The organism is Rubrivivax gelatinosus (genome assembly GCF_016583785.1).
Lineage (GTDB): Bacteria > Pseudomonadota > Gammaproteobacteria > Burkholderiales > Burkholderiaceae_C > Rubrivivax > Rubrivivax gelatinosus_B.
The window spans coordinates 25,887-50,581 of sequence record NZ_NRRU01000032.1 but is presented as its reverse complement, the minus strand read 5'-3'; the positions used below and the strand labels follow the sequence as shown (position 1 = coordinate 50,581).

Sequence of the window (24,695 nt, the reverse complement as noted above, 5' to 3'; positions counted from 1 at the left end):
AAGATCTGCAGATGGCCGCTGGCGAGACTCTCACACTCGCCGCAGGGCAGAACCTGGAGCAAGCCAGCGGCGGCGCCCTGCGCATCCACACCGGCCAGAGCATCGGCGTGCTGGCCGGGGCGGTGAAACCGGGCGAACAGGCCGCCGGCAAGGGCATCACCCTCATCGCCGGCCAAGGCGACATCAGCGTGCAGGCGCAGAGCGACACGCTGCGCGTGGCGGCCAAGCAGGACGTGAGCGTCCAGAGCGCCAGTGCGCACATCGACTGGGCGGCGGCCAAGAAGATCACCCTGGCCACCGCCGGCGGCGCCCGGCTCACGCTGGAGGGCGGCAACATCGTCTTCGAGTGCCCGGGCAAGATCTCGGTGTGGGCGGGCAAGAAGAGTTTTGCGGGGCCGCAGCAATCTAGCTACGCCATGCCGCAGATGCCGAGCCAGGTCTGCGTGTCGTGTCTGCTCAAGGCGCTGAAGTCCGGGTCGGCGCTCGCGAGCGTGTAGCGCATGGCCATGACGTTCGTTGCGTCCGATCCAGCATCCAAGGCGACCCTGGAAGCATTCGAGCGGCTTGCCAGCGACACCGAACCCGGCTGGCACTGGCACGCCTTGGTGGACCTCGCGTTCGACGAAGGGAACCCCCGATGGCCGCTGGCGTCGCCGCCGGCGGCGGTCTACGCCCGTGGGAAGTGGGCCGCCTTGGCGCAGGTGTCGCCGGTGTTCTTCGAACTGGCGGCAGTCGAGCCCGCGCAGTTGCAACGCCAGGTACGGGCGCTGCACAGCTACGCTGCGGGCAGGCCCATGTTGTCGTTTGTGCGCTCGGACTTGTCCGCTACCGAACTCGCATTGGCGATGCACAGGTTCATCGAAGTCCAAACCGAGGACGGGCAAGCCTTCGTGCTGCGCTGGGCCGACACTCGAGTCGCGGTGGGGCTGCACCAGTCGCTCAGCAAGCAGCACTGGTCCTCGTTGCGAGCGCAATTTGCCGATTGGCGGGTCATCGACCGTTACGGCGAACTCGTGAAGCAGCCCGCCACGGCGGGCGCCCCGGCGCTCGCAGAAAAGGCCCAACAAGGCCCGGTCAAGCTGTCCGACGCCGAACTGGGCGCCTTGTTGCGCGCTGGTGAACCAGATTCGCTCGTTGCGATGCTGAGCGAGCAGTTCGCAGACTTGCTTCTGGAAGACAACAGGGCCGCTGTCTATACCCAGGCTTTGCGAGTGTGCGAGTTGGCCGAGGACTGCCAGCTCGGCACGCCGGCAGATCGCCTGTACTTGTTGGTGGCCTGTCGCAGCGCTGGGCGACACCTTGAAGACGATCCTCGGCTCCTGGCATGGCTTCGGGCGAAGTCCTGGGTGGCAACCGGGGACTTCGCGCAGGCAATGGGGAATTTTTTGGAGTCGATCGAATGAACTGTAACGCCATGGCTTCGCAGCCAATTCGGTGGCTGCTGTTGGCAACGAGCGCTGCAATGTTGGTGGCGTGCGGTGAAGAAGATAAGACGGCAGTGAGTTATACGGCCTACAACCACACCGACCTCGGCGTTGGCAGCATCATCATCAATGGTGAAGGCGGAATCCTCAACGCCCGAGCGCATGGTGGTGGCAGTGAGATGTGCTGCGTTGTGATTCCCACTGAGTGGCGGCCTGGATTGAAGGCAACGATCAAGTGGCAGGAAGATGGTCACTGGGTGCGAGACGGCAACGGGAACATCGTCGTGAAGGATGGTCGCAACCAGTTCGTTGAGGGGGCTTGGCGAGAGACGGTTGTTGACATTCCCAGGTACAGCAAGCCCCTTGGTAATCTTCGTATTCATTTCCTACCGGCAGGGGAGGTTCGCGCCGTGGTTAGTTTCTACGGCCCAACGCATCCCGACTACCCCATTCGCTTCCCCAGCGAGCAGGAATCGCCAGCTGGGTCGCCGCAATGACGACGACATCACCCCAAGCCTTCCCTGAAAGCGGTGTCCGGAAGCTCTCAACCAGAGAGCAACTGCAGCGTGCCAAGGCCCTCGCCTGCACAGTGTCTGCAGAGCGGCTTCCAACTTGTTCAGGTCAAGTATTTGTAGGCCTGTTCTTCGACGGCACTGGAAACAATATGAGGGCCGACTATGAACTGCCGCCACCGGAGCAGCGCAAGCACAGCAACGTGGTAAAGCTATTTCTGACGCACATCGATCCTCTTACGCGACCCGGCTACTACCCGTTTTACGTGCCAGGTGTCGGTACTCCCTTCCCAGAGATCGGAGACACAGGCGGACCAATGGGCTCGCTTGCGGCAGCGGGCGGGGAAGAGCGCGTCCTTTGGGGGTTCACTCGTCTGGTCAATGCGCCGCATCAGTATGTTTTCAACGATGCGCCGCTAATCACGAACGCTGACGCGAAAGCGATCGCCGGCTACCTATCTTCTACCGGGACTTCCGCCTTCATCCGCCGAGCGATGTTCCGTGCTTGGCAGCAGAAGCTCAAGGCAGCGCTGAATGATAAGAAGCCACGCGTCGAACAGATCAACCTCTCCGTTTTCGGCTTCTCTCGCGGGGCAGCTCAAGCAAGGGCCTTCGTCAACTGGATTTTCGAAACGTGCGAGCCAGAGGGCGGAGGCTGGACATTCGCCGGGATCCCGATTCGACTGCAGTTTCTCGGCATCTTCGACACAGTCGCATCGGTCGGCTTGGCCAACCTGTACGACAACGGGGTTCTCACTGGCCACCAGTCATGGGCCGATGGAAGCCTAGAGATTCATCCCGCCGTCGAGCAGTGCGTGCACTACGTAGCCGGCCACGAGACTCGGGCCTGCTTTCCGCTGGACTCCGTGCGCGTGAAGTCGAGGTATCCCCCGAATGCCATGGAGGTGATGTACCCGGGGGCTCACTCCGACGTTGGTGGCGGCTACGCGCCCAAAGCCCTCGGAGTCTCGCCCACCCAGGAGTCTCTCCTCAGCATCATTCCTGGCGTGAACATGTACCACGAGGCACGGAAGGCTGGCGTGCCTCTGCTGCCCTTTGATCAACTCAGCGAATCTATCCAGAAGAGCTTAACGCCAGATCCTCAAGTCATTTCCGATTTCAACGGCTTCCTCAGGGGAGCCAAGCTCGGAAGCTCCCCCATCGAAGACATGGGCAGGCGCCACATGAGCCTGTACTTCAGCTACCGCTTCAAGCACTTGCACTCGGTCCAGTACTACGCCACGCCGCCGTACCGCAACGCCAGTCCGAAGGACCGCAGCTACCTCTACAAGACGCAGCGAACGCTGTTCATGCAGATGGCCAAGTTGATGGACACGGTCAAGGAACGGGAGCCAACGTACGCAGCGAACTGGCCTTTCCTCAAGCGCTATGGTCAAGTCATTGATGGCGCGCGCCGAAGCTGGGACGAACTGCATGCTGCGCCATCCATCTGGGACAAGACCTGGACGACTGCATGGCGTTCGATCGCCATCGGACCCATCCGATTGGGCACCGTAGTCGACAACGCGGAGCCCGCGTTTGTGGCCGTGGGGAAGAACCCGATGCAACATGCCTTCGAAGTGGCACAGAGCATCAACTTGGAAGCGGTGACTCCCGAGATCCAGACGTTCTTCGACCGCTACATCCACGACTCGCAGGCAGGGTTCATCGACATGGGCATGGACGAGTACCAGCGCAACGGTATCGGCTTCGTCAAGTTCCGAACTGTCTTCAAGGGTGCGGACTGACAAGACCGCAGCAGCATGCCGGGAAGCAAGCGGTCACCTGACGAGATGCTCATCGTCGTCGAGCCCGGTGGCAGCATCACCAGCTTTGGATCCTCCGATGCGGCGGCGATGCGACGGCAACTGGCAGCCGCTTTCGGCATCTCAGCCTTGCTGGAAGGCCGCTTGGAGCAAACTGGCGCTGCCTGCCAGCTTGGGTGTCAGCGAACTGCTGACGACTGCCAGCGCAGAGGAGCTGGTCAGCCACTTCAGGCGCATCCGGCTCATGCGCGTCGAGGATGGGTAGCGCTTCTACTTCCGATTCGCTGATACCCGGGCGCTGCAAGCAGCGAACGCTGCGCTGCCGAAAGGCGTGCTGGCCACCATCAAGGGACCGGTTGCGCGTTGGAGCTGGGTTGACCGCTATGGCAGGCCGTGCGAGTTGGCCCAGGAGTTAGCTGGGTCGGACGCGGGCGATCTCACGTTTGCTGCGAACCAGTTGGATGCCTTGTTGGCCGCAGGAGCGGCGGACCAGATGGCGGTCAGCCTTGAAGAACTTGGCGACCCGGGCCTCTCTCCTAAGAAGGACGCAGCTCAGTTCGTAAGGGTCGAAGAAGCACTGGCGCACTGCACTGAGGTCGGCCTCGATCCGTGGTTGCTGCGGCGTGCCGTTGCCAGGCGCGTCGTCCTTTCAAGCGGCGCCGCACTGCGCGATGCCGGCTTCAGGGCTGCCGTGCTGGAAGCCAAGCTTCGCGGCACTCCCGACGCTGTCGATCGCTGGGCCGGGCGAGCCGCATGATCGCCGCCAGGCTCATCTTCCGGGTGTCAACGATGCTGCTCTCGCCCTTCGCTCGCTGCCTCAGGTGCCTTCATGCGCCGCCTTATCTGGAAGATCGTCCTGGTCCTGTTGCTTCCTCTGGTTGGCTGCCGAGCTGCCGAGCCGGAGAACATGGTCGGCGTGCCCATCTCTGGCATCGACCATCTGGCAGAGCACCTGAGCATCCAGGAGTTCTGGGTTGACGGAACGGGAGGTCATCAGGCGGGCGGGGGGGGGTAGTGAGGTCTGCTGCGTCAGCCTGCCAGCCGAGTGGCGATCCAGACTGACCGTGAAGGTCAGATGGGGCGTCACGAACTGGAAGCGGCGGGTCTACACGATGTACGAGCGGACCGTAGAGGTTGAACCCTTCGATGAGTTGGGCCCGTTGTATGTGCACTTCCTGCGCGACGGATCGGTGCGGGCCGTGTCGTCGATGTACGCGCCATGGGGAAGCGGCGGCTACTACCGAGGCCCTTCGTACGACACCGTATTGCGCAAGCATCCTTGGGACAACTACGAGCGCAAGCCTGATGAGCCCCTTTTCGAGGAAGTCGATGACGCCATGAAAGACTCAGCCCAATGAGCGATATCAGTGCCCCGGCGCACCTTGGATCACGGCGCTCCATGAGTATTGGCCGCTGGTTCACGAAGGCCCTGGTCTTCGTGCTGCTGCCACTGGCCGCGTGCCGCGCGGCTGGGCAGGACGACACGATCGGCGTGTCCATCACGGGCGTCGACCATCTGGCTGAACACCTGAGCATCCAGGACTTCTGGGTCAATGGTACGGGTGGACATCAGGCCGGTGGGGGAGGCCGCAAAGTGTGCTGCGCCAGCCTGCCGGCCGAGTGGCGGCCCGGGCTCACCGTGAAAGTGACCTGGGCCGTCACGAACTGGAAACGCCGCGTCTATTCCATGTACGAGCGTGATGTGCCGCTGGAGCACTGTGACGGCCCGATGGGCCGCCTTTGGGTGCACTTTCTGCGCGATGGGCAAGTACGTGCCATCACCTGCGACCTCAGTGCTCCAGGCACTTGGGAACCGAACCCGGAGTACCCCGGACCGCAGCCGCTGGCGACCACGCTGCTGCGCAAGCAACCGTGGAGCGACTACGAACGCCAGCCGGACGAGCCCGAGTTTCCTGAAGTTGACAACGCGATGGAGGACGAGGCCATATGAGCGCAAGCTTCGGGACGAAAGCAGCCTGCTTCTTGTTGCCGATGGCATTGGCCGCCTGTCTGAACCGCTCCGGCAATCTCGGAGGCCGATTGGTGTGAGTCAGGCCATTGCAGCCTGACGGGTGGCGAGTTGCCGGTAGTAGTTTGCCTCGGCCTCTGCCGGCGGGATGTAGCCGATGGGTTCGAGCAGGCGGTGATGGTTGAACCACGAGACCCATTCGAGGGTGGCCAACTCGACGGCCTCGCGGGTCTTCCAGGGCGCACGCCGGTGGATCAGTTCGGCCTTGTACAGCCCGTTGATCGTCTCGGCCAGCGCGTTGTCGTAGCTGTCGCCCTTGGAGCCGACCGACGGCTCGATGCTGGCCTCGGCCAGGCGCTCGCTGTACCGAATCGACACGTATTGCGAGCCGCGGTCCGAGTGATGCACCAGCGAGCCGTCGCGCTCGGGCTGGCGCGCGTACAGCGCCTGTTCCAGCGCGTCGAGCACGAAGTCCGTGGTCATCGAGCGGCTGGCGCGCCAGCCGACGATGCGACGCGCGAAGACGTCGACGACGAAGGCGACGTAGACGTGGCCCTGCCAGGTCGAGACGTAGGTGAAGTCGCTCACCCATAGCTGGTTGGGCCGCTCGGCGCGGAACTCGCGGTTGACGCGGTCCAGCGGGCACGCCGCCTTGGCGTCGGGCACCGTAGTGCGGATTCGCTTGCCCCGCATCGCACCGCGCCAGCCGTTGGCCCGCATCAGCCGCGCGACGGTGCAACGCGCCACGGCGCGGCCTTCGCGGTGCAACTGCTTCCAGACCTTGCGCACCCCGTACACGCGCAGGTTTCCCGTCCAGACGCGCTCGATCTCGGGCACCAAAGCAGCGTCCAGCCTCTGGCGCGCTGGCCGCAGTTGCGGATCTCGCCGGCGCGCCAACTCGCGCCACATCGACGACGGGGCGACCTGCAGCGCGCGGCAGATCGGCTCGACCCCGAATCGAGCGCGGTGTTCTTCGACGAAGCCCATCAAGACTTGAAGCGGCGGTCGAGCTCCGCCTGGGCGAAAAACGCGCTCGCCAGCTTCAGGATCTCGTTGGCCTTGTGCAGCTCGCGCACCTCGCGCTCGAGGTCCTAGATGCGCTGCTGCTCCTCGGTCGTCGGCCCGGGCTTGAGCCCCTGGTCGCGCTCGGCCTGGCGCACCCAGCGCCGCAGCGTCTCCGACGTGCAGCCGATCTTGGCCGCGATGGACTCGATGGCCGCCCATTGCGACTCGTACTGGCCCTTGGCCTCGAACACCATGCGCACGGCGAGCTCGACGACCTCGGGGGAGAACTTCACTGACTTCCTCATGCTGACTCCATTCTCAAGCGAAGGAGCCTCCTCGGAAGCCGGAGCGGTTCAGTTCAGCTGAAGTACGTCGCAAGCCATGAATGCGACAACAAGGGCCTCAACTGCTGCAGACGCCAAAACGAGGGGAATGCTGTCGCGTTTTGGGACTTTTCAGGTGGAGCGTTGCGTCGGACGGCTGGCAGCCAGCAGTGAAGAGCCGTGGTGCCGGGCCAGGAGGCGCCTGTAAGTTGACATAATATACATTGTCGCTATTTCGGATCTTGACGTTCTGGCGTGAACGCAGCTCACCGCCGCTGTCGGTGTTCGTTACATTTGGCCTGGCGCGCCGCGCCTGTTCCGCCCCAAGTCCTTGCCGCGCAACGACTTTTCCATCAGGGCTCGGCTTTTGCTTACCGACCCGCCGGTCTGAAATTGCCGATCGCAAAGCTCGATGAACCTTGTTGATGGTCCGCGTCACGCGGTCTTGCTGGCGGCCCTGCTGAGCGCCGGGCCGTGCCTCGCGGCGCCGGCCGCGTCTTCGGCTCTGGGTAACGAGACGGCGCGTGCAGCCGCCATGCCCAGTTCAGCTTCCGCCGTACAGGACGTGCCCGGAACCTCTTCCACGATCCGCATGCTGCTGGACCTTCAGGCGGCACCGCCGGCGCCTGGCGTGGGTGGCGAGACGGTCAAGCCCGCGCGCCAGCTGCCGGCGACCCCACGAGCTGCCGCCGCGGCCGCACACGAAGCGGCGTCGGTCCCGACGGACGCTACGGCCGCGCCCGAGACCGTGGAGGAATCGGGCTCGCCGGCCGCGCCGACGCGGTGGTCCTCACTCAACGGTGATGCTGGCGCTGCCGACACCGGGAGCGATCCCGGCTTGGGTGGTGCCAAGTCGGCGCATGACAGCAACCCGTCGGTCCTGCGCCGGATGGTGTCCGCGCTGCGCGAACACCGCATGGAAGTCTTCGTCGGCGGCCTGCTGGTCCTGGCGCTGGCCGCCGTCGGCACGATCATGTCGACCCGCCGCCAGCGCTCGGCGCGCGGGCGCAAGCGCCTTACTGCAGGTCGGTCTCAGGCGAGTCGTCCTCGTCATCCTCCGCGGCATCCGCGACCTTGACCGGGCCGAGCATCGGGCGGTCCAGCGGGCGGCAGATGCGCCGGTTGAGCTGACCCAGGCGCTCGGAGCGCTCGATCGCAGCAAGCACGATCTCGGGGTTCATCATCAGCGTGAACGGGTTGCGCGACGTGATGCGAGCCATGAGGGTCTCCCGGAGTGGCCGGCGATTCCGGCTGATTGCACTCTAGGGCCGCCGCCCGCGCCTGCCGAGTCGGCGCGTCGCCATCCTTGATGTAAGCCTGCTTCCGACAGCACCGCTGTCAGCGACCGCGCTGCGGCCGGGCGGCGGCGGCTGCGAGCTGGTCGGCGAGCGCGTCACGCCCGGCCCGGCGCGCGAACTCGGCGGCGTCCAGCCCCTGGGCGTTGCGCAGGCTGACGTCAGCACCCAGCCCCAGCAGCGTCTGGGCATTGCGCTGGTCGCCGTAGCTGGCGGCCATCATCAGCGGCGTGCTGCCATTGGGCGAACGGGCATCCAGCAGCGCGCCACGCTCGACGAGGCGCACGATGACGGTCCGGTCGGAGCCGCTGGCCGCGTAGTGCAGCGGCGTCCAGCCCTCGCGGTTGACGGCCGCGCCGCGTGCGATCAGCCGCTCCACCCAGTCCAGCCGGCCGGCCAGCGCCGCCATCATCAGCGCCGTCTCGCCGCGTGCGCTGGCCTGGTCGACCTGGATGGCGGGGTGCGCCAGCAGCAGCCGCGCGACCTTGTCCGAGCCCTCCTTCAGCGCCAGCGCCAGCGCGACGTCGCCGCTTTCACTGACGGCGTTGGGATCGAAGCCGTCGGCCAGGATCTCCTTGACCGCCTGCTCGTTGTCCAGCTGCAGTGCCCGGAAGAAATCCACGTAGGAACCGGCTTGCGCAGGCAAAACTGCAATCACGAAAACAACTTGGAGCAGAAACCTGAGGAATTGCTTCATGATTGGGTTCGCGGATTGAAATCTATACGAATCAGTACGCTGAAGCGCAAAGCTCAAGCAGATTCGAGCTTTGCTTGGGCCTGCCGGACTAGGCCGACGGGTGTGCGTCTGCCGCCACGCGCACCCCGAACAGCTGCTCGAAGTTGCGCGTCGTCGCGGCCGCCACCGTCTCCAGCGGCAGCCCCTTCAACTCGGCGAGCCTGGCCGCGACCAGCGGCACCCAGGCCGGCGTATTGGTCTTGCCCCGATGCGGCGCCGGCGCCAGGTAGGGGCTGTCGGTCTCGATCAGGCAGCGCTCCAGCGGCACTTCGTGCGCCACCTCGCGCAGTTCCTCGGCATTGCGGAAAGTGAGGATGCCCGAGAACGAGATGTGAAACCCCAGATCCAGCGCCGCGCGTGCGACCGCGCGCGTTTCGGTGAAGCAATGGAAGACGCCGCGCACCTGGCCCGCGCCCTCCTCCGCCAGCACCGCCAGCGTGTCCTCGCTGGCCGAGCGTGTGTGGATCACCAGCGGCAGCCCGGTCTCGCGCGCGGCACGGATGTGCACCCGGAAACGTTCGCGCTGCCATTCCATGTCGGCGACGCTGCGGCCGTTCAGGCGGTAGTAGTCCAGCCCGGTCTCGCCGATCGCGACGACGCGCTCGCGCCGCGCCAGCGCCAGCAGCGTCTGCAGATCAGGTTCGGCCAGCCCTTCGGTGTCGGGATGCACGCCGACGCTGCACCAAAAGTTGTCGTGCGCTGCCGCCAGCGCGTGCACGGTGTCGAACTCCTCGAGCGTGGTGCAGATGCACAGCGCGGCGTCGACCCGGTTTGCGGCCATCTCGGCGCGGATGGAGTCCAGGCGCTCATGCAGCCCGGGATACGAGAGGTGGCAGTGGGAATCGACGAACATGCTGGCGGATGCCGGGCGGTCCCGGCTGAGGGAAAGCGGACGATCAGATCGTCTGCGTCGGCTTGGACGACGAGATCGCGGTGCCCAGCACCTCTTCGATCTTCAGCCGCAGCGCACGCGTCTTCTCGTCCTGCGGGAAACGCACGCCGACACCCTGCGTGCGGCCGCCCGAGGCGTTGGCCGGCGTGATCCAGGCCACCTTGCCGGCCACCGGATAACGCTGCGGGTCATCTGGCAGCGACAGCAGCAGGTAGATGTCGTCGCCGAGCCGGTAGTCGCGCGTCGTCGGCACGAACAGCCCGCCTTCGCTGAGGAAGGGGATGTAGGCGGCGTACAGCGCACCCTTCTCGCGGAACACGAGCTGGATCACGCTGGGGCGGCTCTGCAGCCCGGCCGTGGTGGTGGCCGGACCGAGTGCGCCGTGTCGCGACGGCACCCGATCTGTCATGGGCGCAGTGTAAGCGCGCCGCTTCCCTGGGCGACGAGGGCTTCGATCAACAGCGCTTCGTGCCAGGGGTGTTCGTCGTGGCGGGCGATGCGCTGCAAGGCCTCGTGCCAGCCCAGCAGGGCCTGGGCGCTGCGCCCGCGCGGCACGCTGCCGGCCGGGAAGTAGCGCGGCGCGCCGCCGGCGCTGACGGCGGTGGCGTCGTGGCAGAGCTTCTGCAGCGCGTCAACCGCACGCGGCACGCTCCAGCCGGCCAGGGCCTGCGCCTGGCCACGCGCCACCGCGGCCGGCAAGGCGCGCCAGGCGGATGCGGCGACGCCGTCGGCCGCCAGCGCCAGCGCGTCCAGCGGACGGCCGGCCGCGGCGGCCAGCAGCACCTCGGGCTCGGCCACGCCCTGCCCGGCCAGCCAGTCGCGCGCGTCTTCCAGCGTCGGCGCGGCGAGTGCCACCCGGTGGCAGCGGCTGCGCACCGTCGGCAGCAGGTGCTGCGGGTCGCCGGCCGCCAGCAGCAGCCGGGTGCCGGGCGGCGGCTCCTCCAGCGTCTTCAGCAAGGCGTTCGCGGCCTGCAGGTTGATGGCCTCGGCCGGATGCAGCACGACGACCTTGCCACGGCCGCGCGAGGACGTGCGCGCGACCCAGTCGATCGCCTGGCGGATCTCGTCGATGCGGATCTGGCGGCTGGGTTTCTTCTTGCCTTCGTCCTCGGGCTTGTCGCCGGCCAGCGGCCAGGCATGGGCCTGGCGCGCGGCCTCGGGCATCAGCAGCAGCAGGTCGGGGTGCAGCCGGGTCTGCACCAGGTGGCAGCTCTGGCAGCGGCCGCAGGCCGGGCGCGGCGCGCCGTCGTGGCCTTCGCACAGCCAGCTCTGCGCCAGCGCGACACCGAAGGCGAGCGTGCCGATGCCAGCGGCACCGTGCAGCAGCAGCGCATGGCCGCGCTGGCGTGCCAGCGTCTCGGCCAGCGGCTGCTCCAGCCAGGGCAGCGGCGGCCGGCCCTGATCGTCGATGGCGAGGTTCACCACGGGCCGCGCGCGTCCAGCGTGGTTTCGATCTGCCGGCGCACCGCTTCGGGTGTCGCCGAGGCGTCGACGATGGCGAAGCGCGCCGGGTCGTCCGCGGCGCGGCGCGCGTAACCGGCGCGCACACGTTCGAAGAAGGCCTGGTCCTGGCTCTCGAAACGGTCGGGGGCGCGCACCGCGGCGCGGCGCGCGGCGGCGGTGGCCGGTGCCAGGTCGAACCACAGCGTCAGGTCGGGCTGGCGGCCCTGCTGCACCCAGGTCTCGAGCGTCGCCAGCACGCCCAGGTCGAAGCCGCGGCCGGCGCCCTGGTAGGCGAAGGTGGCGTCGGTGAAGCGGTCGCAGAGCACGACAGAACCCCGCGCCAGCGCCGGCTCGATCTGCGTGGCGAGGTGGTCGCGGCGCGCGGCGAAGACCAGCAGCGCCTCGGTCAGCGCGTCCATCGGCTGGTGCAGCACCAGTTCGCGCAGGCGTTCGGCGAGTTCGGTGCCGCCGGGTTCGCGCGTGACCAGCACCTCGCGCCCGCGCTCGCGCAGCCAGCCGGCCAGCCACTCGATGTGAGAGCTCTTGCCGGCTCCGTCTATGCCTTCGAAGCTGAGGAAACGTCCCGGCTTCACGGCCGGCCGCGCTGGTACTGGTTCACCGCACGATTATGGTCGGCCAGCGTGCTGCTGAACTGGCTGCTGCCGTCGCCGCGGGCGACGAAGTACAGCGCCTGGGTCGGCGCCGGCTTCACCGCGGCCAGCAGCGAGGCGCGCCCGGGCATCGCGATCGGCGTCGGCGGCAGCCCGGGGCGGGTGTAGGTGTTGTAGGGCCCGTCGCTTTCCAGGTGCACGCGGCGCAGGTTGCCGTCGAAGCGTGCGCCCAGGCCGTAGATGACCGAAGGGTCGGTCTGCAGCGGCATGCCGACGCGCAGGCGGTTGGAGAACACGCCGGCGACGAGCGCGCGGTCGGCTTCGCGGCCGGTCTCCTTCTCGACGATGGAGGCCAGCGTCAACGCCTGCTCGGGCGTCTTCAGCACGCCGCCGGGCGCACGCGCCGCCCAGGCGGCGGCGAGCTCCTGCTGCATCTTGGTGTAGGCGCGCTTGAGCACCAGCAGGTCGCTGACGCCGACGCTGTAGGCGTAGGTGTCGGGGAAGAAGCGCCCTTCCGGGTTGATGCCGGGCGCGCCGATGGCGGTCATCAGCTCGGCGTCGCTCATCGCCGCGGTCGTCGGCTTGAGGCGCGGCGCGCGTGCCAGCTCAGCGCGGAACTCGCGCCAGCTGCGGCCTTCGATCAGGCGCACGGTCTCTAGCTGTTCGTCGCCCTCGACCATCTTGGACAGCAGCGTGCGCGGTGTCGCGCCCGGCAGCACCGCGTAGCTGCCGGCGCGGATGCGGCGCGCTTCGCCCGACCAGCGGAACCACTCGTAGAGCAGACGCGGCGAGGTATTGACCCCGGCGCGCACCCAGGCATCGGCGATCTGGCGTGGTGTGGTGCCGGCTTCGATCGAGACCTCGACCGTCGGCGCGGCGAGTTCGAGCGGGCGCCCGAGCCACCACAGCGCGATGCCGACGCCGATGACCGGCAACAAAAGCAAGGACAGGACAGCAGCCTGCCAACGGCCGGAGCCGGACCCCCTTCGAGACATGGGCGGCGATGATAATGGCCTGCATGAAGCCTTCCCTCGCCGCCATGTCAAATCTCCAGGGGGCCGTGCGACTGGCCGACTGGGGCGTGATCCGCGCCACCGGCAACGACGCCGCCAGCTTCCTGCACGGCCAACTGACGCAAGAGATCGTGCGCCTGGACGCCGGCCACGCGCGCCTGGCCGGCTACTGCTCGGCCAAGGGGCGGCTGCTGGCGAGTTTCGTCGTCTGGCGCCGCGGCCCGGCCGAGATCCTGCTCGCCTGCAGCGCCGACCTGCTGCCGGCCGTGCTCAAGCGCCTGAAGATGTTCGTGCTGCGCGCCCAGTGCCAGCTCGAGGACGCCAGCGCCGAATGGCCGCTGACCGGCCTGGCCGGCGACGCGGCACTGGCGGCGCTGGGTGACGCTGCGCCGGCCACGCCCTGGCAGCGCAGCGTCGTCGCCGACGGCGCCGAGCTGCTGCGTCTGCCCGACGCAGCCGGATTGCCCCGGCTGCTCTGGGCCGGTGCCGGTGCGCCGGCGCTGCCGCCGCTGGCGCCCGAGGCCTGGGCCTGGCTCGAGGTGCAGAGCGCGCTGCCGCGCATCGTCGCGGCGACGGCCGAGCAGTTCGTGCCGCAGATGGTCAATCTGGAGGTCGTCGGCGGCGTCAACTTCCAGAAGGGCTGCTACCCCGGGCAGGAGATCGTCGCGCGCAGCCAGTACCGCGGCACGCTCAAGCGCCGCGCCTTCCTGTTCGACAGCGACGCACCGGCCGCGCCGGGCCAGGAACTGTTCGCCGCCGACGACCCGGGCCAGCCCGCCGGCCTGGTCGTCGCCGCAGCACCGGCGCCTGACGGCTCGGGCTGGTCGGTTTTCGCCGAAACCAAGATCGCGTCGCTGGCCGACGGCGTCGCCCTGCACCTGGGCGCTGCCGACGGGCCGAGGCTGACGCCGGCCGCCCTGCCCTACGCCTTTCCCGCCGCCGAAGCCTGACGGTGCCGCAGCCGGTGCGGCGCTACGTCTATTACCGCGTTGCCGAGGACCAGGTGGGCGGATGCAGCGCGGCCGTGCTGGCGCTGTTCCGGCAGTTGCGCACCGAATACGCCGGCGCCTCCTTCGAGCTCTTGCGCCGTCCCGAGGCGCGGGACGGCCTGGCGACGCTGATGGAAGTGCACGCCGGCCTGGCCGACGAAGCTGCGGCCGATGCCGTCGAAGCCCGGCTCGCCGCGGCGCTGCAGCCCTGGATCGCCGGCCCGCGCCACGTCGAACGTTTTCTGCCGCTGGGCTGATTCAGCCCCGGGCGAGGGGCAATCGCACCCGGCCCGGGCCCAGCCTCGGCCATCGCGCTTGAGGTCGTATCCCGGCCCGACTCAGAGCCGGCGCCGCATCTCCTGGTGCGCGATGCCGGCTTCGTCGAACGGCTCTCCGGCAGGCGCGAAACCGGCGCGCAGATAAAAACCCACCGCGCTCGCCTGCGCGTGCAGCAGGATCTCGGCCTTGCCCGCCGCGCGTGCCGCTTCGACCAGCGCGTCGAGCACGGCGCGCCCGGCACCCTGGCCACGCAGCGGCGCCAGCACCGCCATGCGGCCGATGCGCGCGACGCCGGCTTCGGGCGCATCGAGCCAGCGCCCGGTGGCGACCGGCCGCCCGTGCTGCAGCGCCAGAGCGTGCACGGCACCGGCGTCGGCCGCGTCCCATTCGAGTTCGGCCGGGATGCCCTGCTCCTGCACGAAAACGGCGTGGCGGATGGTCTGCGCCTCGGTTCCGAGTTCGGCCCAGCTGCCGACACGCAGCTCGAAGTCCGGCTGCGCCGGGGTGGTGTTCGGGTTCATGGTTTCCAGGCTTGTTTCAGCGCGGCGGCGGCCGCGTCCAGGGCGGCCTGCGCATCCGGCAGCGCGCGCCCCATCTTGATGAAGTCGTGCGTCATGCCGCGCGCGATCTCCAGCGCCACCGGCACGCGCGCCAGGCGCAGCCGGTCGGCGTAGGCGATGCCTTCGTCGACCAGCGGGTCGCACTCGGCCAGCAGCAGGCAGGCGGGTGCGACACCCTCCAGGTCCTCGGCCTCCAGCGGCGCGAAGCGCCAGTCGCGGCGGTGGTGGTGGTCGATGTAGTGCTCGAAGAACCAGGCGATGGTCGCCGCGTCGATCAGGAAGCCGTTGGCGAACAGCTTGTGCGAGGCGGTATCGGCGTGCGCCGCGGTGCCCGGCGTGATCAGCAACTGCAACGCCAGCGGCAGGCCGATGTCGCGTGCGTGGATGGCGGCCACCGCTGCCAGCGTGCCGCCGGCACTGTCGCCGCCGACGGCCAGGCGCGAGCCGTCCAGGCCTAGCGTGCCGGCGTTCGCCGCCAGCCAGGCCAGCGCCGCCCAGGCGTCGTCGACCGCGGCCGGGAACCGGTGCTCGGGCGCGAGCCGGTAGTCGAGCGCGACGACGGCGCCGCCGCTGCGCCGCGCGAGCTGGCGGCACAGGCTGTCGTGCGTTTCCAGGCTGCCGATGACGAAGCCGCCGCCGTGCAGGTACAGCAGCAGCGGCAGGTGTTCGTGCGAGGGCGCGTAGAGCCGCGCCGCGAGCGGCGACCCGTCTGCGGCGGGGATCCTGAAGTCCTCGACCCGGGCCAGCGGCGCACGCGGCAGGTCCAGCACCTCGGCGGCGGATTCGTAGGCGGCGCGTGCGGCCGGCGGTGTCAGTGCATGGAAGGGCTTGCGTTCGGCACGCTGGATGCGTTCGAGCAGGCCCGCCATTGCGGGTTTCAGCAGATGCGTTCCCAAGGTGGACGCGAGGATACTGGCTGCATGGCCCGCATGCTCTACGTCACCCAGATCGACCTCGACTTCGGCGCGGTGCGCCTGCTTCGCGCCGAATGCGAACGCATCGGCATGCGCCGCCCGCTCGTCGTCACCGACGCCGGCGTGCGCGCTGCCGGCGTGCTGCAGCCGGCGCTGGACGCACTCGCCGACCTGCCGCATGCGGTCTTTGACGGCACGCCGTCCAACCCGACCGAAGCCGCGGTGCGCGCCGCGGTCGCGGTCTGGCGCGAAAGCGGCTGCGACGGGCTGGTCGCCGTCGGCGGCGGCTCCAGCATCGACCTCGCCAAGGGCGTCGCGATCGCCGCGACCCACGACGGCCCGCTGGCGCGTTACGCAACGATAGAAGGCGGCAGCGGCCTGATCAGCGAGCGCGTCGCCCCGCTGATCGCGGTGCCGACGACCGCCGGCACCGGCAGCGAGGTCGCACGCGGCGCGATCGTCATCGTCGACGACGGCCGCAAGCTCGGTTTCCACAGCTGGCACCTGGTACCCAAGGCCGCCCTGCTCGACCCGGAGCTGACGCTGGCGCTGCCGCCGCGGCTGACCGCGGCCACCGGCATGGACGCGATCGCGCACTGCATCGAGACCTTCCTGGCGCCGGCACTCAACCCGCCGGCCGACGGCATCGCGCTCGACGGCCTGGCGCGCGGCTGGGCGCACATCGAACGCGCGACCCGCGACGGCAGCGACCGCGAAGCGCGCTGGAACATGATGAGCGCGAGCATGCAGGGTGCGCTTGCGTTTCAGAAAGGCCTGGGCTGCGTGCATTCGCTGAGCCACGCGCTCGGCGGCGCCGACCCGCGGCTGCACCACGGCAGCCTGAACGCGGTCTTTCTGCCGGCTGTCATCCGCTTCAACGCCGCCGCCGACAGCGTGCGCCGCGAGCGCCGGCTGCAGCGCCTGGCGCAGGCGATGGGCCTGCCCGGCTGCGACGACGAAGGCCTCGAAGTCGCCGACGCGATCCAGGCCCTGAATGCACGCCTGGGCCTGCCGTCCGGGCTGGCGGCGATGGGTGTAAGCCGCGACCGCTTCGACAAGGTCATCGCCGGCGCGTTGGCCGACCACTGCCACAAGACCAACCCGCGGCAGGCCAGCGCCGACGACTACCGCGCGATGCTCGAAGCCTCGCTCTGAGGCCTCGGCTTCAGCCCGGCACCAGCTGCGCCCAGGCTTCTCGCAGCACCTGCGCCGAGTTCTGCAAGGCGGCGGCTTCCTCGTCGTCCAGCGCCGGCGGGATCACTTTGGTCGCACCGTTGCGGCCAACGATCGCCGGCAGCGACAGCGCCAGGCCGTCCAGCTCGCCACCCGTCTGGCAACGGGTGACCGTCAGCACCCGGTGTTCGTCGCGCAGGATGGCGCGCACCAGGTCGGCGGTGACGAAGCCGATGGCGTGGTTGGTCACGCCCTTCCTCTGGATGATCTCGTAGGCCGCGCGTTTGACCTCGTGGCCCAGGCGCTGCTCGTCCTCGCGCGTCCAGCCCGGCCAGTCACGCAGCGGACGGCCACCGACCTGGGCGCCGGACCATTGCACGATCTCGGAGTCGCCGTGTTCACCCAGCACCTGGGCATGCACCGAGCGCGAATCGACCGCCAGCCGCACGGCCAGCGCCTGGCGCAGCCGCGCGGTGTCGAGCATGGTGCCGGTGCCGATGACACGCTCGGGCGGCAGGCCCGAGGACTGCTGCAGCACACGCGTCAGCACGTCCACCGGGTTCGACACCGCGACGACGATGCCGGCGTGTTTGCCGACCAGGCGGCCGACTTCGCTGGCGACGCGGAAGTTGTCGGCCAGCAGTTGCAACCGCGACTCGCCGGGGCGGCCGTTGCGGCCAGCGGCGAAGACGACCAGGTCGCAGCGCGATGCCTCTTCCAGGCCGACGGCGCGCACCTTGGCGCGAGGGTAGTACGGCGCGCCCTGCGCCAGGTCCATCGCCTCGCCTTCGGCGCGCGCGCCGTCGCGGTCGTGCAGCAGCAGTTCACGCGCTGCTCCGGCCTGCAGCACCGAGACCGCGACGCTGGCGCCGACATGGCCGACACCGATGATTCCGACTCTCATGGAAAACCCTCCAGCCGGACCATGCTACGCCGCCGCGGTGACCGGGGCGAGAACCCGTACGGCTGGGCGACGCAGACGGCAAAACGGCGCTGCCCTTGCCGGGCAGCGCCGTCCGCCTTGTCTCCTCTTGGCTTCCTCTCGGAACCGGTCTCTGTCCTGGAGGGCCGGGGCTCGCGGGCCCCGGCCGCGGCGCGTCAGTGCGCGCCGTCGAGGAACTGTTCGTCTTCCGTCGAACCCTTGAGCGCGGCGGTCGATGCCTGCTTCTCGATCGTCGTCGTGACGGCGTCGAAGTAGCCGGTGCCGACCTCGCGCTGGTGCTTGACCGCGGTGAAACCACGCTCGGCGGCGGCGAACTCCTTCTGCTGCAGCTCGACGAAGGCCGTCATGTTGTCGCGGGCGTAGCCGTAAGCCAGGTCGAACATGCCGTAGTTCAGGCTGTGGAAGCCGGCCAGCGTGATGAACTGGAACTTGTAGCCCATCGCGCCGAGTTCACGCTGGAACTTGGCGATCGTCGCGTCGTCGAGGTTCTTCTTCCAGTTGAACGAAGGCGAGCAGTTGTAGGCCAGCAGCTTGCCCGGGAACTTGGCGTGGATCGCGTCGGCGAAGGCCTTGGCGAAGGCCAGGTCGGGCTTGCCGGTCTCGCACCAGATCAGGTCGGCGTAGGGCGCGTAGGCCAGGCCGCGGCTGATCGACTGCTCCAGGCCGTTCTTGGTGCGGAAGAAACCTTCGACGGTGCGCTCGCCGGTCAGGAAGGGCTGGTCGTTCTCGTCGACGTCGGCGGTGACGAGGTCGGCGGCTTCGGCGTCGGTGCGCGCCAGCAGCACGGTCGGCGTGCCCATGACGTCGGCGGCCAGGCGCGCGGCGACGAGCTTGCTGATCGCTTCACGCGTCGGCACCAGCACCTTGCCCCCCATGTGGCCGCACTTCTTGACGGCGGCAAGCTGGTCCTCGAAGTGCACGCCGGCGGCGCCGGCGTCGATCATCGCCTTCATCAGTTCGAAGGCGTTGAGCACGCCACCGAAGCCGGCTTCGGCGTCAGCCACGATCGGGGCGAAGAAGTCGATGTCGTTCTTGCCTTCGCTCCACTGGATCTGGTCGGCACGCTGGAAGGTCGAGTTGATGCGCTTGACGACCTTGGGCACCGAGTCCACCGAGTACAGCGACTGGTCGGGATACATCTCGCCGTTGCTGTTGGCGTCACCGGCGACCTGCCAGCCCGACAGGTAGATCGCCTTCAGGCCGGCCTTGACCTGCTGCATCGCCTGGTTGCCGGTGAGCGCGCCGAGCGCGTTGATGAAGGGCTCGTTGTTGATCAGCGTCCACAGCTTCTCGGCGCCGCGCTTGGCGAGCGTGTGCTCGATCGGCAGCGAGCCGCGCAGGCGCACGACGTCGGCGGCGGTGTAGCCGCGCTTGATGCCTTTCCAGCGCGGGTTCTCCGCCCAGTCTTTTTCGAGGGCGGCGGCTTGTTGTTCGCGGGTCGGTTGCGTCATCGGAAGACTCCTGGTCCAAGGGAGAAACGATGGCGCAAGCGTAGCGTCGCCGGGCCTCGCTGCCAAGACATCTGTCTTATATAAGACAAAAGATTCGACTCAATAAAAACAACAGCTTACGGGCCGTTTCTTGCGATACGGAACGCAGATCTTCCATATGACGAATTTTGCTGCGCTGCAGCGCGACAATTTGCCACGATGTGAAAGCGAGCTTCTACATCGCAAGATGGTGGCCGTGCAGCAGCCAGCGCTGGTACAGATGCTCGGCCAAGGCCTGTTGCCGCGGCAGGCGGGGCGCAGCCTCGCGGTGCATCGCCGCGCCGTCAGACGACGCCGCGCTCGCGCAGCCACCGCGCCAGATAGGGCGGCCCATCGCGCTGGACAGGTGCTGCAGGATGCGCACCGGTTTCATGGCCTGCCGCTCCTTATGATCACCCTCGCCTCGTCCGCCCGGACACCCGCTGCCACCCGATGAGCCACTTCGCCTTCCTCTGCGATCTCGCCACCTTCCTGAAGGTGCCGGCGCGCGACGCCCTGCCGGCGGCGCCTTACTGCGTCGCCGGGGTCGCCTGGGACGGCGCCACGACCAATCGCCCGGGTGCACGCTTCGGGCCACGCGCGATCCGCAGCGCCAGCCACATGCTGTGCGACGCGACCCATCCGCTGTTCGACGTCTCGCCGATCGGCGCGCTGGCCGACGCCGGCGACCTGCCGCTGCCCAACACCTCGATCGACGGCATGCGCGCCGCGCTGCAGCCGGCGGCCGCGCAGCTGATCCGCCAGCACCACATGGCCTGGCTGGGCGGCGACCACTCGATGACGCTGCCGCTGCTGCGCGAGTACCGCGCATGGCTCGGCCGGCCGCTGGCGGTGATCCATTTCGACGCCCATTGCGACACCTGGCAGGACCACTTCGGCGAGCCCAGCGGCCACGGCACCTGGGTGCACGAAGCGTTTGCCGAAGGGCTGGTCGAACCCGCGTGTTTCGTCCAGGTCGGCATCCGTTCGGCCGCGGTGCGCGAAGCCCGCGACTACGTGCCCGATCGTGGCGGCCTGCTGTTCAGCGCCCGCGAGCTGCGCGGCCTGGAGAGTCCTGCGCAGCTCGCGCCTGTTCTGGCGGCGGTGCGCGAGCGCCTGGCGGCGCACGGCATGCCGCCGGTCTACCTGTCGCTGGACATCGACTGCCTGGACCCCGCTTTCGCCCCCGGCACCGGAACCCCGGAACCGGGCGGCCTCAGCACCAACCAGGTGCTGACGATGCTCGAAGAATGGGCAGGCCTGCCCTTCGTCGGCATGGACTGCGTCGAGGTCGCGCCGCCTTACGATCACGCCGAGCTGGCCTCGTCGGCGGCCGCTACTTTCGTCTGGAGTTATCTTTCAGGCTGTCTGGCGCGCGCAGCGCGCTGAGTTCCCGACGACAATCGTGGGCGGCGAAAATTGCTTGATCCCGCGCAAGTCAGACAGGTCACTCGATCGAACAATGGGGGAAACCCCTGAAGGAGTCGCGATGGTTGCAAGCTCTGGAACCAAGGCCCGCCCCGCGCGCGTGCCCGCGCCGCCGATGCCCCCGTTTGAGGCGCTGGATCGCACCCACGCCCGCGTCATCGAGGTGCTCGGGCAGTTCGACCGCCTGCTGGCGCACATCGACGAAAACGGTGCCGATGAAGTCGCGCGCGCCAGCGCCGCGGAAATCCACCAGTTCTTCAGCGGCCACGCCCGCCAGCATCACAGCGACGAAGAACGTTTCGTCTTCCCGCAGCTGCTGGCCAAGGGCGACGCCGAGCTCGTGCAGAGCATCAAGCGCCTGCAGCAGGACCACGGCTGGCTCGAGGAAGACTGGCTCGAACTGGCGCCGCAGATCGAAGCGATCGCCGAGGGCTACAACTGGTACGACCTGGTGATGCTGCGCCACGCGCTGCCGGTCTTCACCGCGCTCTATTACGAACACATCGGGCTGGAGGAGTCGCTGGTCTACCCCGCCGCCCGCCGTCACCACGCGTCGCTGGAGGAAGGGGCGAAGTCCCGCGGCTGAACGGCCGCCGGCACCCTCGCCCGACGGGCGCCCTGCGGGGCGCCCGTCGTCTTTCTACAGCGCCAGCGAGGTCGTCTTCTTCACCGTGCGCAGCACCAGCATCGAGTTCGAGCGCAGCACGCCGGGCAGGCGCGGCAGCACCTCGGCGTGGAAACGCTCCAGGTCCTCGGCGTCGCGGTAGGCAAAACGCAGCAGGTAGTCGTTGGCACCGGCGACGTAGAAGCAGTCCAGGATCTCGGGCGTGTTCTTCACTGCCTGCTCGAAGGCCTCGAGCTTGGCCGGCTGGGTGCTCTCGAGGTTGACGATGGTGTAGCTGGCGCCGTGGCGGCCCACCGCCCGCGGGTTGAGCAGCGCGACGTAGCGGTCGATCACACCCAGTTCTTCGAGCGCCTTCACGCGCCGCAGGCAGGCCGAAGGCGACAGGTGGATGCGCTGCGCCAGGTCGACGTTCGAGAGCCGGCCGTCGTGTTGAAGTTCCTGCAGTATGGCGCGGTCGACAGCGTCGAGTTTGGCAGGCCATTGCGGCGATGCTTCAGCATTTCGCATGAAGTTGTGCTCCGGTGTTCCTTGTTCGCATCATAGTGCGTAAACACGGGCCAACCCCGGTCCAGCGAGCACGCACATTGCTAGCGCTCGTGGCTAGACTGCCAGCGGGCCAGCGCGCCCCTCAACTCACGTCGAAACACCAGGCGCCGGACCGTTGGCGCCACCCGGGATTACCGCCATGACACAGGATCTCTCCGCCTACTGGATGCCGTTCACCGCCAACCGTCAGTTCAAGAAGGCGCCACGCCTGCTGACCCGGTCGCAAGGCATGTATTACTGGGACGATCACGGGCGCCAGATCCTCGACGGCGTCGCCGGGCTGTGGTGCGTCAACGCCGGCCACGCGCGGCCGAAGATCGTGCAGGCGATCCAGGCCCAGGCCGCCGAGCTCGATTACGCGCCGCCGTTCCAGATGGCGCACCCCAAGGCCTTCGAGCTCGCCGACCGTCTCGCCAAGCTGGCTCCGGCCGGGCTGGGCCACGTGTTCTTCACGAACTCGGGGTCGGAGTCGGTCGAGACCGCGCTGAAGATCGCCCTGGCCTACCACCGCGCGCGCGGCGAAGGCACGCGTACCCGGCTGCTGGGCCGCGAACGCGGTTACCACGGCGTCAACTTCGGCGGCATCTCGGTCGGCGGCATCGTCGGCAACCGCAAGTACTTCGGCACGCTGCTGGGCGGCGTCGACCACATCCGCCACACCCACGACCCGGCGCGCAACGCCTTCAGCGTCGGCCAGCCCGAACACGGCGCCGAACTCGCCGACGACCTGGAGCGCCTGGTCACGCTGCATGACGCCTCGACGATCGCCGCGATCATCGTCGAGCCGGTGGCCGGGTCCACCGGCGTGCTGCTGCCGCCCAAGGGCTACCTGCAGCGCCTGCGCGAGATCTGCGACCGCCACGGCATCCTGCTGATCTTCGACGAGGTCATCACCGGTTTCGGCCGCACCGGCCAGCCCTTCGCGGCCCAGACCTTCGGCGTCACGCCCGACCTGATGACGCTGGCCAAGGGCATCACCAACGGCAGCGTGCCGATGGGCGCCGTGCTCGTGAAGGACACGATCCACGACACCTTCATGAACGGGCCCGAGCACCTGATCGAGTTCGCCCACGGCTACACCTACTCGGGCCACCCGCTGGCCTGCGCCGCCGGCCTGGCGACGCTGGACACCTATGCCGACGAAGGCCTGCTGACGCGTGCCACCGAGCTCGGCGGCCATTTCGCCGCGGCCGTGCATTCGCTCAAGGGCGAGCCGCACGTGATCGACGTGCGCAACGTCGGCTTCGTCGGCGGCATCGAACTCGCCGCACGCCCGGGCGAGCCCGGCAAGCGCGCCTTCGACGCCTTCCTCGACTGCTACGAGCAGGGCGTGCTGGTGCGCACCACCGGCGACGTCATCGCGCTGTCGCCGCCGCTGATCATCGAATCCGAGCAGATCGACCGCATCGTCGAGGCGATCCGCACGGCGCTGCGACGCGTGGCCTGAGCGTCCCGGAGCACGCCGCGATGCCCTTGCTCGACACCGACCAGGACCTGGCCCGCGACTCGTACTACGCCGCGACCGCGGTGCGCGGCCCCGGCCACGCGCCGCTTTCGGGCAGCACGAGCTGCGACGTCGCCGTCGTCGGCGGCGGCCTGGCCGGGCTGTCGGCGGCGCTCGAACTGCGCCAGCGCGGCTTCGACGTCGTGCTGCTCGAGTCGCAGCAGCTCGCCTGGGGCGGCAGCGGCCGCAACGGCGGCCAGGCGATCCACGGCCTGGCCTGCGACCAGGGCACGATCGAAGCCCAGCTCGGGCTGGACGAAGCCCGGCGCGTCTGGGCGATGACGATCGAGGCGCTGGACCTGATCCGCGAACGCATCGCCCGCCACGGCATCGCCTGCGACTGGCGCGACGGTTTCCTGGGATTGGCGACGAATGCACGCAAGGGCGCCGAACTCGCCGCCTGGGCCGACCGCATCGAATCGGTCTACGGCTACCCGCTGACCCGGGTCGCGCCGGCCGACCTGCGCGCCTGGATCGACAGCCCGCGGTTTCACAGCGGCATCCACGATCCGCGCTCGGGCCACCTGCACCCGCTGAAGTACTCGCTCGGCATCGCACGTGCGGCGGCCGAGGCCGGCGTGCGCCTGCACGAACACAGCGCCGTCACCTCGATGACGCCGGGCGAGACGGTGCTGCTGCGCACCGCCGGCGGCGAGCTGCGGGCGCGCCAGGTGCTGCTCGCCGGCAACGTCTACCTCTCGGGACTGGCGCCGGCGCTGGAGCCGCGCATCATGCCCGTCGGCACGTACATTGCGTGCAGCAGCGTGCTCGACGACGCGCTGGCAGACCGCCTGATCCCGTCGCGATCGGCGGTCTGCGACACCAACTTCGTGCTCGACTACTTCCGCACCACCGACGACAACCGCATGCTCTACGGCGGCCGTGTCAGCTACAGCACGGTGACCCCGGCCAACCTCGCCGAAAGCATGCGCCAGCGCATGCTGCTGAGCTTCCCGCAGCTGGCCTCGGCCCAGGTCGACTACGCCTGGGGTGGCTTCGTCGACATCTCGATGAACCGCGCGCCCGACTTCGGCCGCCTGCCCGCCGCGCCCAACGTCTACTACCTGCAGGGCTTCTCCGGCCACGGTCTGGCGCTGACCGGCATGGCCGGCCGCCTGGTCGCCGAGGCGATGGCCGGCGACGCCTCCCGCTTCGACGTCTTCGCGCGCCTGCGCCATCGCCCCTTCCCCGGTGGGCGCATGCTGCGTACGCCCGCATTGGTACTCGGCATGGCCTGGTATAGGCTGCGAGACATCCTCGGCTGACCCCGTTCTTC

At 68.6% G+C, this 24,695-nt stretch carries 29 protein-coding genes, 1 pseudogene and 1 other annotated feature; of the genes and pseudogenes, 15 read left to right on the top strand and 15 right to left on the bottom strand.

Annotated elements, in window-relative coordinates; all coding sequences use genetic code 11:
• The 5 genes from CKO43_RS10455 to CKO43_RS10435 form a co-directional block, all read left to right on the top strand.
• Positions 1-497: DUF2345 domain-containing protein (locus CKO43_RS10455; protein ID WP_200378597.1), on the top strand; the 497-nt coding region annotated here is incomplete at its 5' end.
• 3 nt (positions 498-500) lie between these two features.
• Entirely contained in the window at positions 501-1,403 is a 903-nt protein-coding gene (locus CKO43_RS10450) for a DUF4123 domain-containing protein (RefSeq protein WP_200225630.1), read from the top strand.
• Positions 1,400-1,921 (top strand): DUF3304 domain-containing protein, encoded by a 522-nt coding sequence (locus tag CKO43_RS10445; protein ID WP_200225627.1) that lies wholly within the window; start codon positions 1,400-1,402, stop codon positions 1,919-1,921. Before CKO43_RS10450 ends, CKO43_RS10445 begins: the two co-directional genes overlap by 4 nt.
• The gene (locus CKO43_RS10440) at positions 1,918-3,684 is read left to right on the top strand and encodes a T6SS phospholipase effector Tle1-like catalytic domain-containing protein (RefSeq protein ID WP_200378596.1); all 1,767 of its coding nucleotides are present in this window, start codon (positions 1,918-1,920) and stop codon (positions 3,682-3,684) included. The genes CKO43_RS10445 and CKO43_RS10440 overlap by 4 nt, the downstream gene beginning before the upstream one ends.
• 349 nt (positions 3,685-4,033) lie before the next feature.
• Positions 4,034-4,459: a hypothetical protein gene (locus CKO43_RS10435; protein WP_200225621.1), complete on the top strand. Its 426-nt coding sequence runs from the start codon at positions 4,034-4,036 to the stop codon at positions 4,457-4,459.
• A 60-nt stretch (positions 4,460-4,519) separates the two neighbouring features.
• Here CKO43_RS10435 and CKO43_RS25770 read toward each other — a convergent pair whose 3' ends face one another.
• The gene (locus CKO43_RS25770) at positions 4,520-4,696 is read right to left on the bottom strand and encodes a hypothetical protein (protein WP_242477749.1); all 177 of its coding nucleotides are present in this window, start codon (positions 4,694-4,696) and stop codon (positions 4,520-4,522) included.
• On the opposite strand from CKO43_RS25770, the gene CKO43_RS10430 reads away from it, so the two are divergent.
• Positions 4,677-5,060 (top strand): DUF3304 domain-containing protein, encoded by a 384-nt coding sequence (locus tag CKO43_RS10430; RefSeq protein WP_242477748.1) that lies wholly within the window; start codon positions 4,677-4,679, stop codon positions 5,058-5,060. The two genes, CKO43_RS25770 and CKO43_RS10430, sit on opposite strands and share 20 nt — an antisense overlap.
• On the top strand, positions 5,057-5,653 hold the full coding sequence (locus CKO43_RS10425; protein WP_242477747.1) for a DUF3304 domain-containing protein: 597 nt from the start codon (positions 5,057-5,059) through the stop codon (positions 5,651-5,653). Before CKO43_RS10430 ends, CKO43_RS10425 begins: the two co-directional genes overlap by 4 nt.
• 99 nt (positions 5,654-5,752) lie before the next feature.
• On the opposite strand, the pseudogene CKO43_RS10420 reads toward CKO43_RS10425, so the two are convergent.
• Positions 5,753-6,981, bottom strand: a pseudogene (locus CKO43_RS10420) (IS3 family transposase).
• Positions 6,587-6,703 (bottom strand) — a sequence feature (AL1L pseudoknot). (Overlaps the previous pseudogene by 117 nt.)
• 430 nt (positions 6,982-7,411) lie before the next feature.
• Between CKO43_RS10420 and CKO43_RS10415 the strand changes: the two are divergent.
• Entirely contained in the window at positions 7,412-8,077 is a 666-nt protein-coding gene (locus CKO43_RS10415) for a hypothetical protein (protein ID WP_200225619.1), read from the top strand.
• Here CKO43_RS10415 and CKO43_RS10410 read toward each other — a convergent pair.
• From CKO43_RS10410 to mltG, 7 genes are all read right to left on the bottom strand, one after another.
• Positions 8,016-8,219: a hypothetical protein gene (locus CKO43_RS10410; protein WP_200225617.1), complete on the bottom strand. Its 204-nt coding sequence runs from the start codon at positions 8,217-8,219 to the stop codon at positions 8,016-8,018. The genes CKO43_RS10415 and CKO43_RS10410 overlap by 62 nt on opposite strands.
• Before the next feature lie 118 nt (positions 8,220-8,337).
• On the bottom strand, positions 8,338-8,916 hold the full coding sequence (locus tag CKO43_RS10405) for an ankyrin repeat domain-containing protein (RefSeq protein WP_346014377.1): 579 nt from the start codon (positions 8,914-8,916) through the stop codon (positions 8,338-8,340).
• Between the two features lie 163 nt (positions 8,917-9,079).
• Positions 9,080-9,883: a TatD family hydrolase gene (locus tag CKO43_RS10400; RefSeq protein ID WP_200378595.1), complete on the bottom strand. Its 804-nt coding sequence runs from the start codon at positions 9,881-9,883 to the stop codon at positions 9,080-9,082.
• Positions 9,884-9,926: 43 nt separating this feature from the next.
• The gene (locus tag CKO43_RS10395; RefSeq protein ID WP_242477746.1) at positions 9,927-10,331 is read right to left on the bottom strand and encodes a PilZ domain-containing protein; all 405 of its coding nucleotides are present in this window, start codon (positions 10,329-10,331) and stop codon (positions 9,927-9,929) included.
• Positions 10,328-11,344 (bottom strand): DNA polymerase III subunit delta', encoded by a 1,017-nt coding sequence (locus CKO43_RS10390; protein ID WP_346728242.1) that lies wholly within the window; start codon positions 11,342-11,344, stop codon positions 10,328-10,330. Before CKO43_RS10390 ends, CKO43_RS10395 begins: the two co-directional genes overlap by 4 nt.
• The gene (gene tmk / locus CKO43_RS10385; RefSeq protein WP_200225609.1) at positions 11,341-11,958 is read right to left on the bottom strand and encodes a dTMP kinase; all 618 of its coding nucleotides are present in this window, start codon (positions 11,956-11,958) and stop codon (positions 11,341-11,343) included. Before tmk ends, CKO43_RS10390 begins: the two co-directional genes overlap by 4 nt.
• Complete coding sequence (gene mltG / locus CKO43_RS10380) at positions 11,955-12,971, bottom strand: endolytic transglycosylase MltG (protein ID WP_200378593.1); 1,017 nt, start codon at positions 12,969-12,971, stop codon at positions 11,955-11,957. The genes tmk and mltG overlap by 4 nt, the downstream gene beginning before the upstream one ends.
• 23 nt (positions 12,972-12,994) lie before the next feature.
• Between mltG and ygfZ the strand changes: the two genes are divergently transcribed.
• Positions 12,995-13,939, top strand: a complete 945-nt coding sequence (ygfZ, locus tag CKO43_RS10375) for a CAF17-like 4Fe-4S cluster assembly/insertion protein YgfZ (protein ID WP_200378592.1) — start codon at positions 12,995-12,997, stop codon at positions 13,937-13,939.
• A 2-nt stretch (positions 13,940-13,941) separates the two neighbouring features.
• On the top strand, positions 13,942-14,235 hold the full coding sequence (locus CKO43_RS10370) for a DUF4936 family protein (RefSeq protein WP_346728241.1): 294 nt from the start codon (positions 13,942-13,944) through the stop codon (positions 14,233-14,235).
• Positions 14,236-14,316: 81 nt separating this feature from the next.
• On the opposite strand, the gene CKO43_RS10365 is transcribed toward CKO43_RS10370, so the two are convergent.
• Entirely contained in the window at positions 14,317-14,778 is a 462-nt protein-coding gene (locus tag CKO43_RS10365; RefSeq protein ID WP_200378591.1) for a GNAT family N-acetyltransferase, read from the bottom strand.
• On the bottom strand, positions 14,775-15,686 hold the full coding sequence (locus tag CKO43_RS10360) for an alpha/beta hydrolase (protein ID WP_200378590.1): 912 nt from the start codon (positions 15,684-15,686) through the stop codon (positions 14,775-14,777). Before CKO43_RS10360 ends, CKO43_RS10365 begins: the two co-directional genes overlap by 4 nt.
• Before the next feature lie 51 nt (positions 15,687-15,737).
• On the opposite strand from CKO43_RS10360, the gene CKO43_RS10355 reads away from it, so the two are divergent.
• On the top strand, positions 15,738-16,886 hold the full coding sequence (locus tag CKO43_RS10355; RefSeq protein ID WP_200378589.1) for an iron-containing alcohol dehydrogenase: 1,149 nt from the start codon (positions 15,738-15,740) through the stop codon (positions 16,884-16,886).
• A gap of 10 nt (positions 16,887-16,896) precedes the next feature.
• Here the strand turns inward: CKO43_RS10355 and CKO43_RS10350 are convergent, their stop codons facing one another.
• The 3 genes from CKO43_RS10350 to CKO43_RS10340 all read right to left on the bottom strand — a co-directional run bounded on the left by CKO43_RS10350 (position 16,897) and on the right by CKO43_RS10340 (position 19,710).
• Positions 16,897-17,808 carry a lactate/malate family dehydrogenase gene (locus tag CKO43_RS10350; protein ID WP_200225594.1) on the bottom strand — a complete coding sequence of 304 codons (912 nt, stop codon included), beginning with the start codon at positions 17,806-17,808 and terminating at the stop codon, positions 16,897-16,899.
• Between the two features lie 194 nt (positions 17,809-18,002).
• Positions 18,003-19,298 carry an isocitrate lyase gene (aceA, locus tag CKO43_RS10345; RefSeq protein ID WP_200378588.1) on the bottom strand — a complete coding sequence of 432 codons (1,296 nt, stop codon included), beginning with the start codon at positions 19,296-19,298 and terminating at the stop codon, positions 18,003-18,005.
• A gap of 214 nt (positions 19,299-19,512) precedes the next feature.
• Positions 19,513-19,710, bottom strand: coding sequence for a hypothetical protein (locus CKO43_RS10340; RefSeq protein WP_200225588.1), 198 nt, complete (start codon positions 19,708-19,710; stop codon positions 19,513-19,515).
• Between the two features lie 59 nt (positions 19,711-19,769).
• Here CKO43_RS10340 and CKO43_RS10335 point away from each other — a divergent pair, with 59 nt between their 5' ends.
• Positions 19,770-20,705: an agmatinase gene (locus CKO43_RS10335; RefSeq protein WP_200378587.1), complete on the top strand. Its 936-nt coding sequence runs from the start codon at positions 19,770-19,772 to the stop codon at positions 20,703-20,705.
• A 154-nt stretch (positions 20,706-20,859) separates the two neighbouring features.
• Positions 20,860-21,330, top strand: a complete 471-nt coding sequence (locus CKO43_RS10330; RefSeq protein ID WP_242481120.1) for a hemerythrin domain-containing protein — start codon at positions 20,860-20,862, stop codon at positions 21,328-21,330.
• Between the two features lie 54 nt (positions 21,331-21,384).
• Here the strand turns inward: CKO43_RS10330 and CKO43_RS10325 are convergent, their stop codons facing one another.
• Positions 21,385-21,876, bottom strand: a complete 492-nt coding sequence (locus tag CKO43_RS10325) for an Lrp/AsnC family transcriptional regulator (RefSeq protein WP_200378586.1) — start codon at positions 21,874-21,876, stop codon at positions 21,385-21,387.
• A 178-nt stretch (positions 21,877-22,054) separates the two neighbouring features.
• On the opposite strand from CKO43_RS10325, the gene CKO43_RS10320 reads away from it, so the two are divergent.
• Both CKO43_RS10320 and CKO43_RS10315 read left to right on the top strand, forming a co-directional pair.
• A complete protein-coding gene (locus tag CKO43_RS10320) occupies positions 22,055-23,362 on the top strand; it encodes an aspartate aminotransferase family protein (protein ID WP_200378585.1) in 1,308 nt (435 codons plus the stop codon).
• 20 nt (positions 23,363-23,382) lie between these two features.
• Complete coding sequence (locus CKO43_RS10315; protein ID WP_200378584.1) at positions 23,383-24,684, top strand: NAD(P)/FAD-dependent oxidoreductase; 1,302 nt, start codon at positions 23,383-23,385, stop codon at positions 24,682-24,684.
• Positions 24,685-24,695 lie beyond the last annotated feature (11 nt).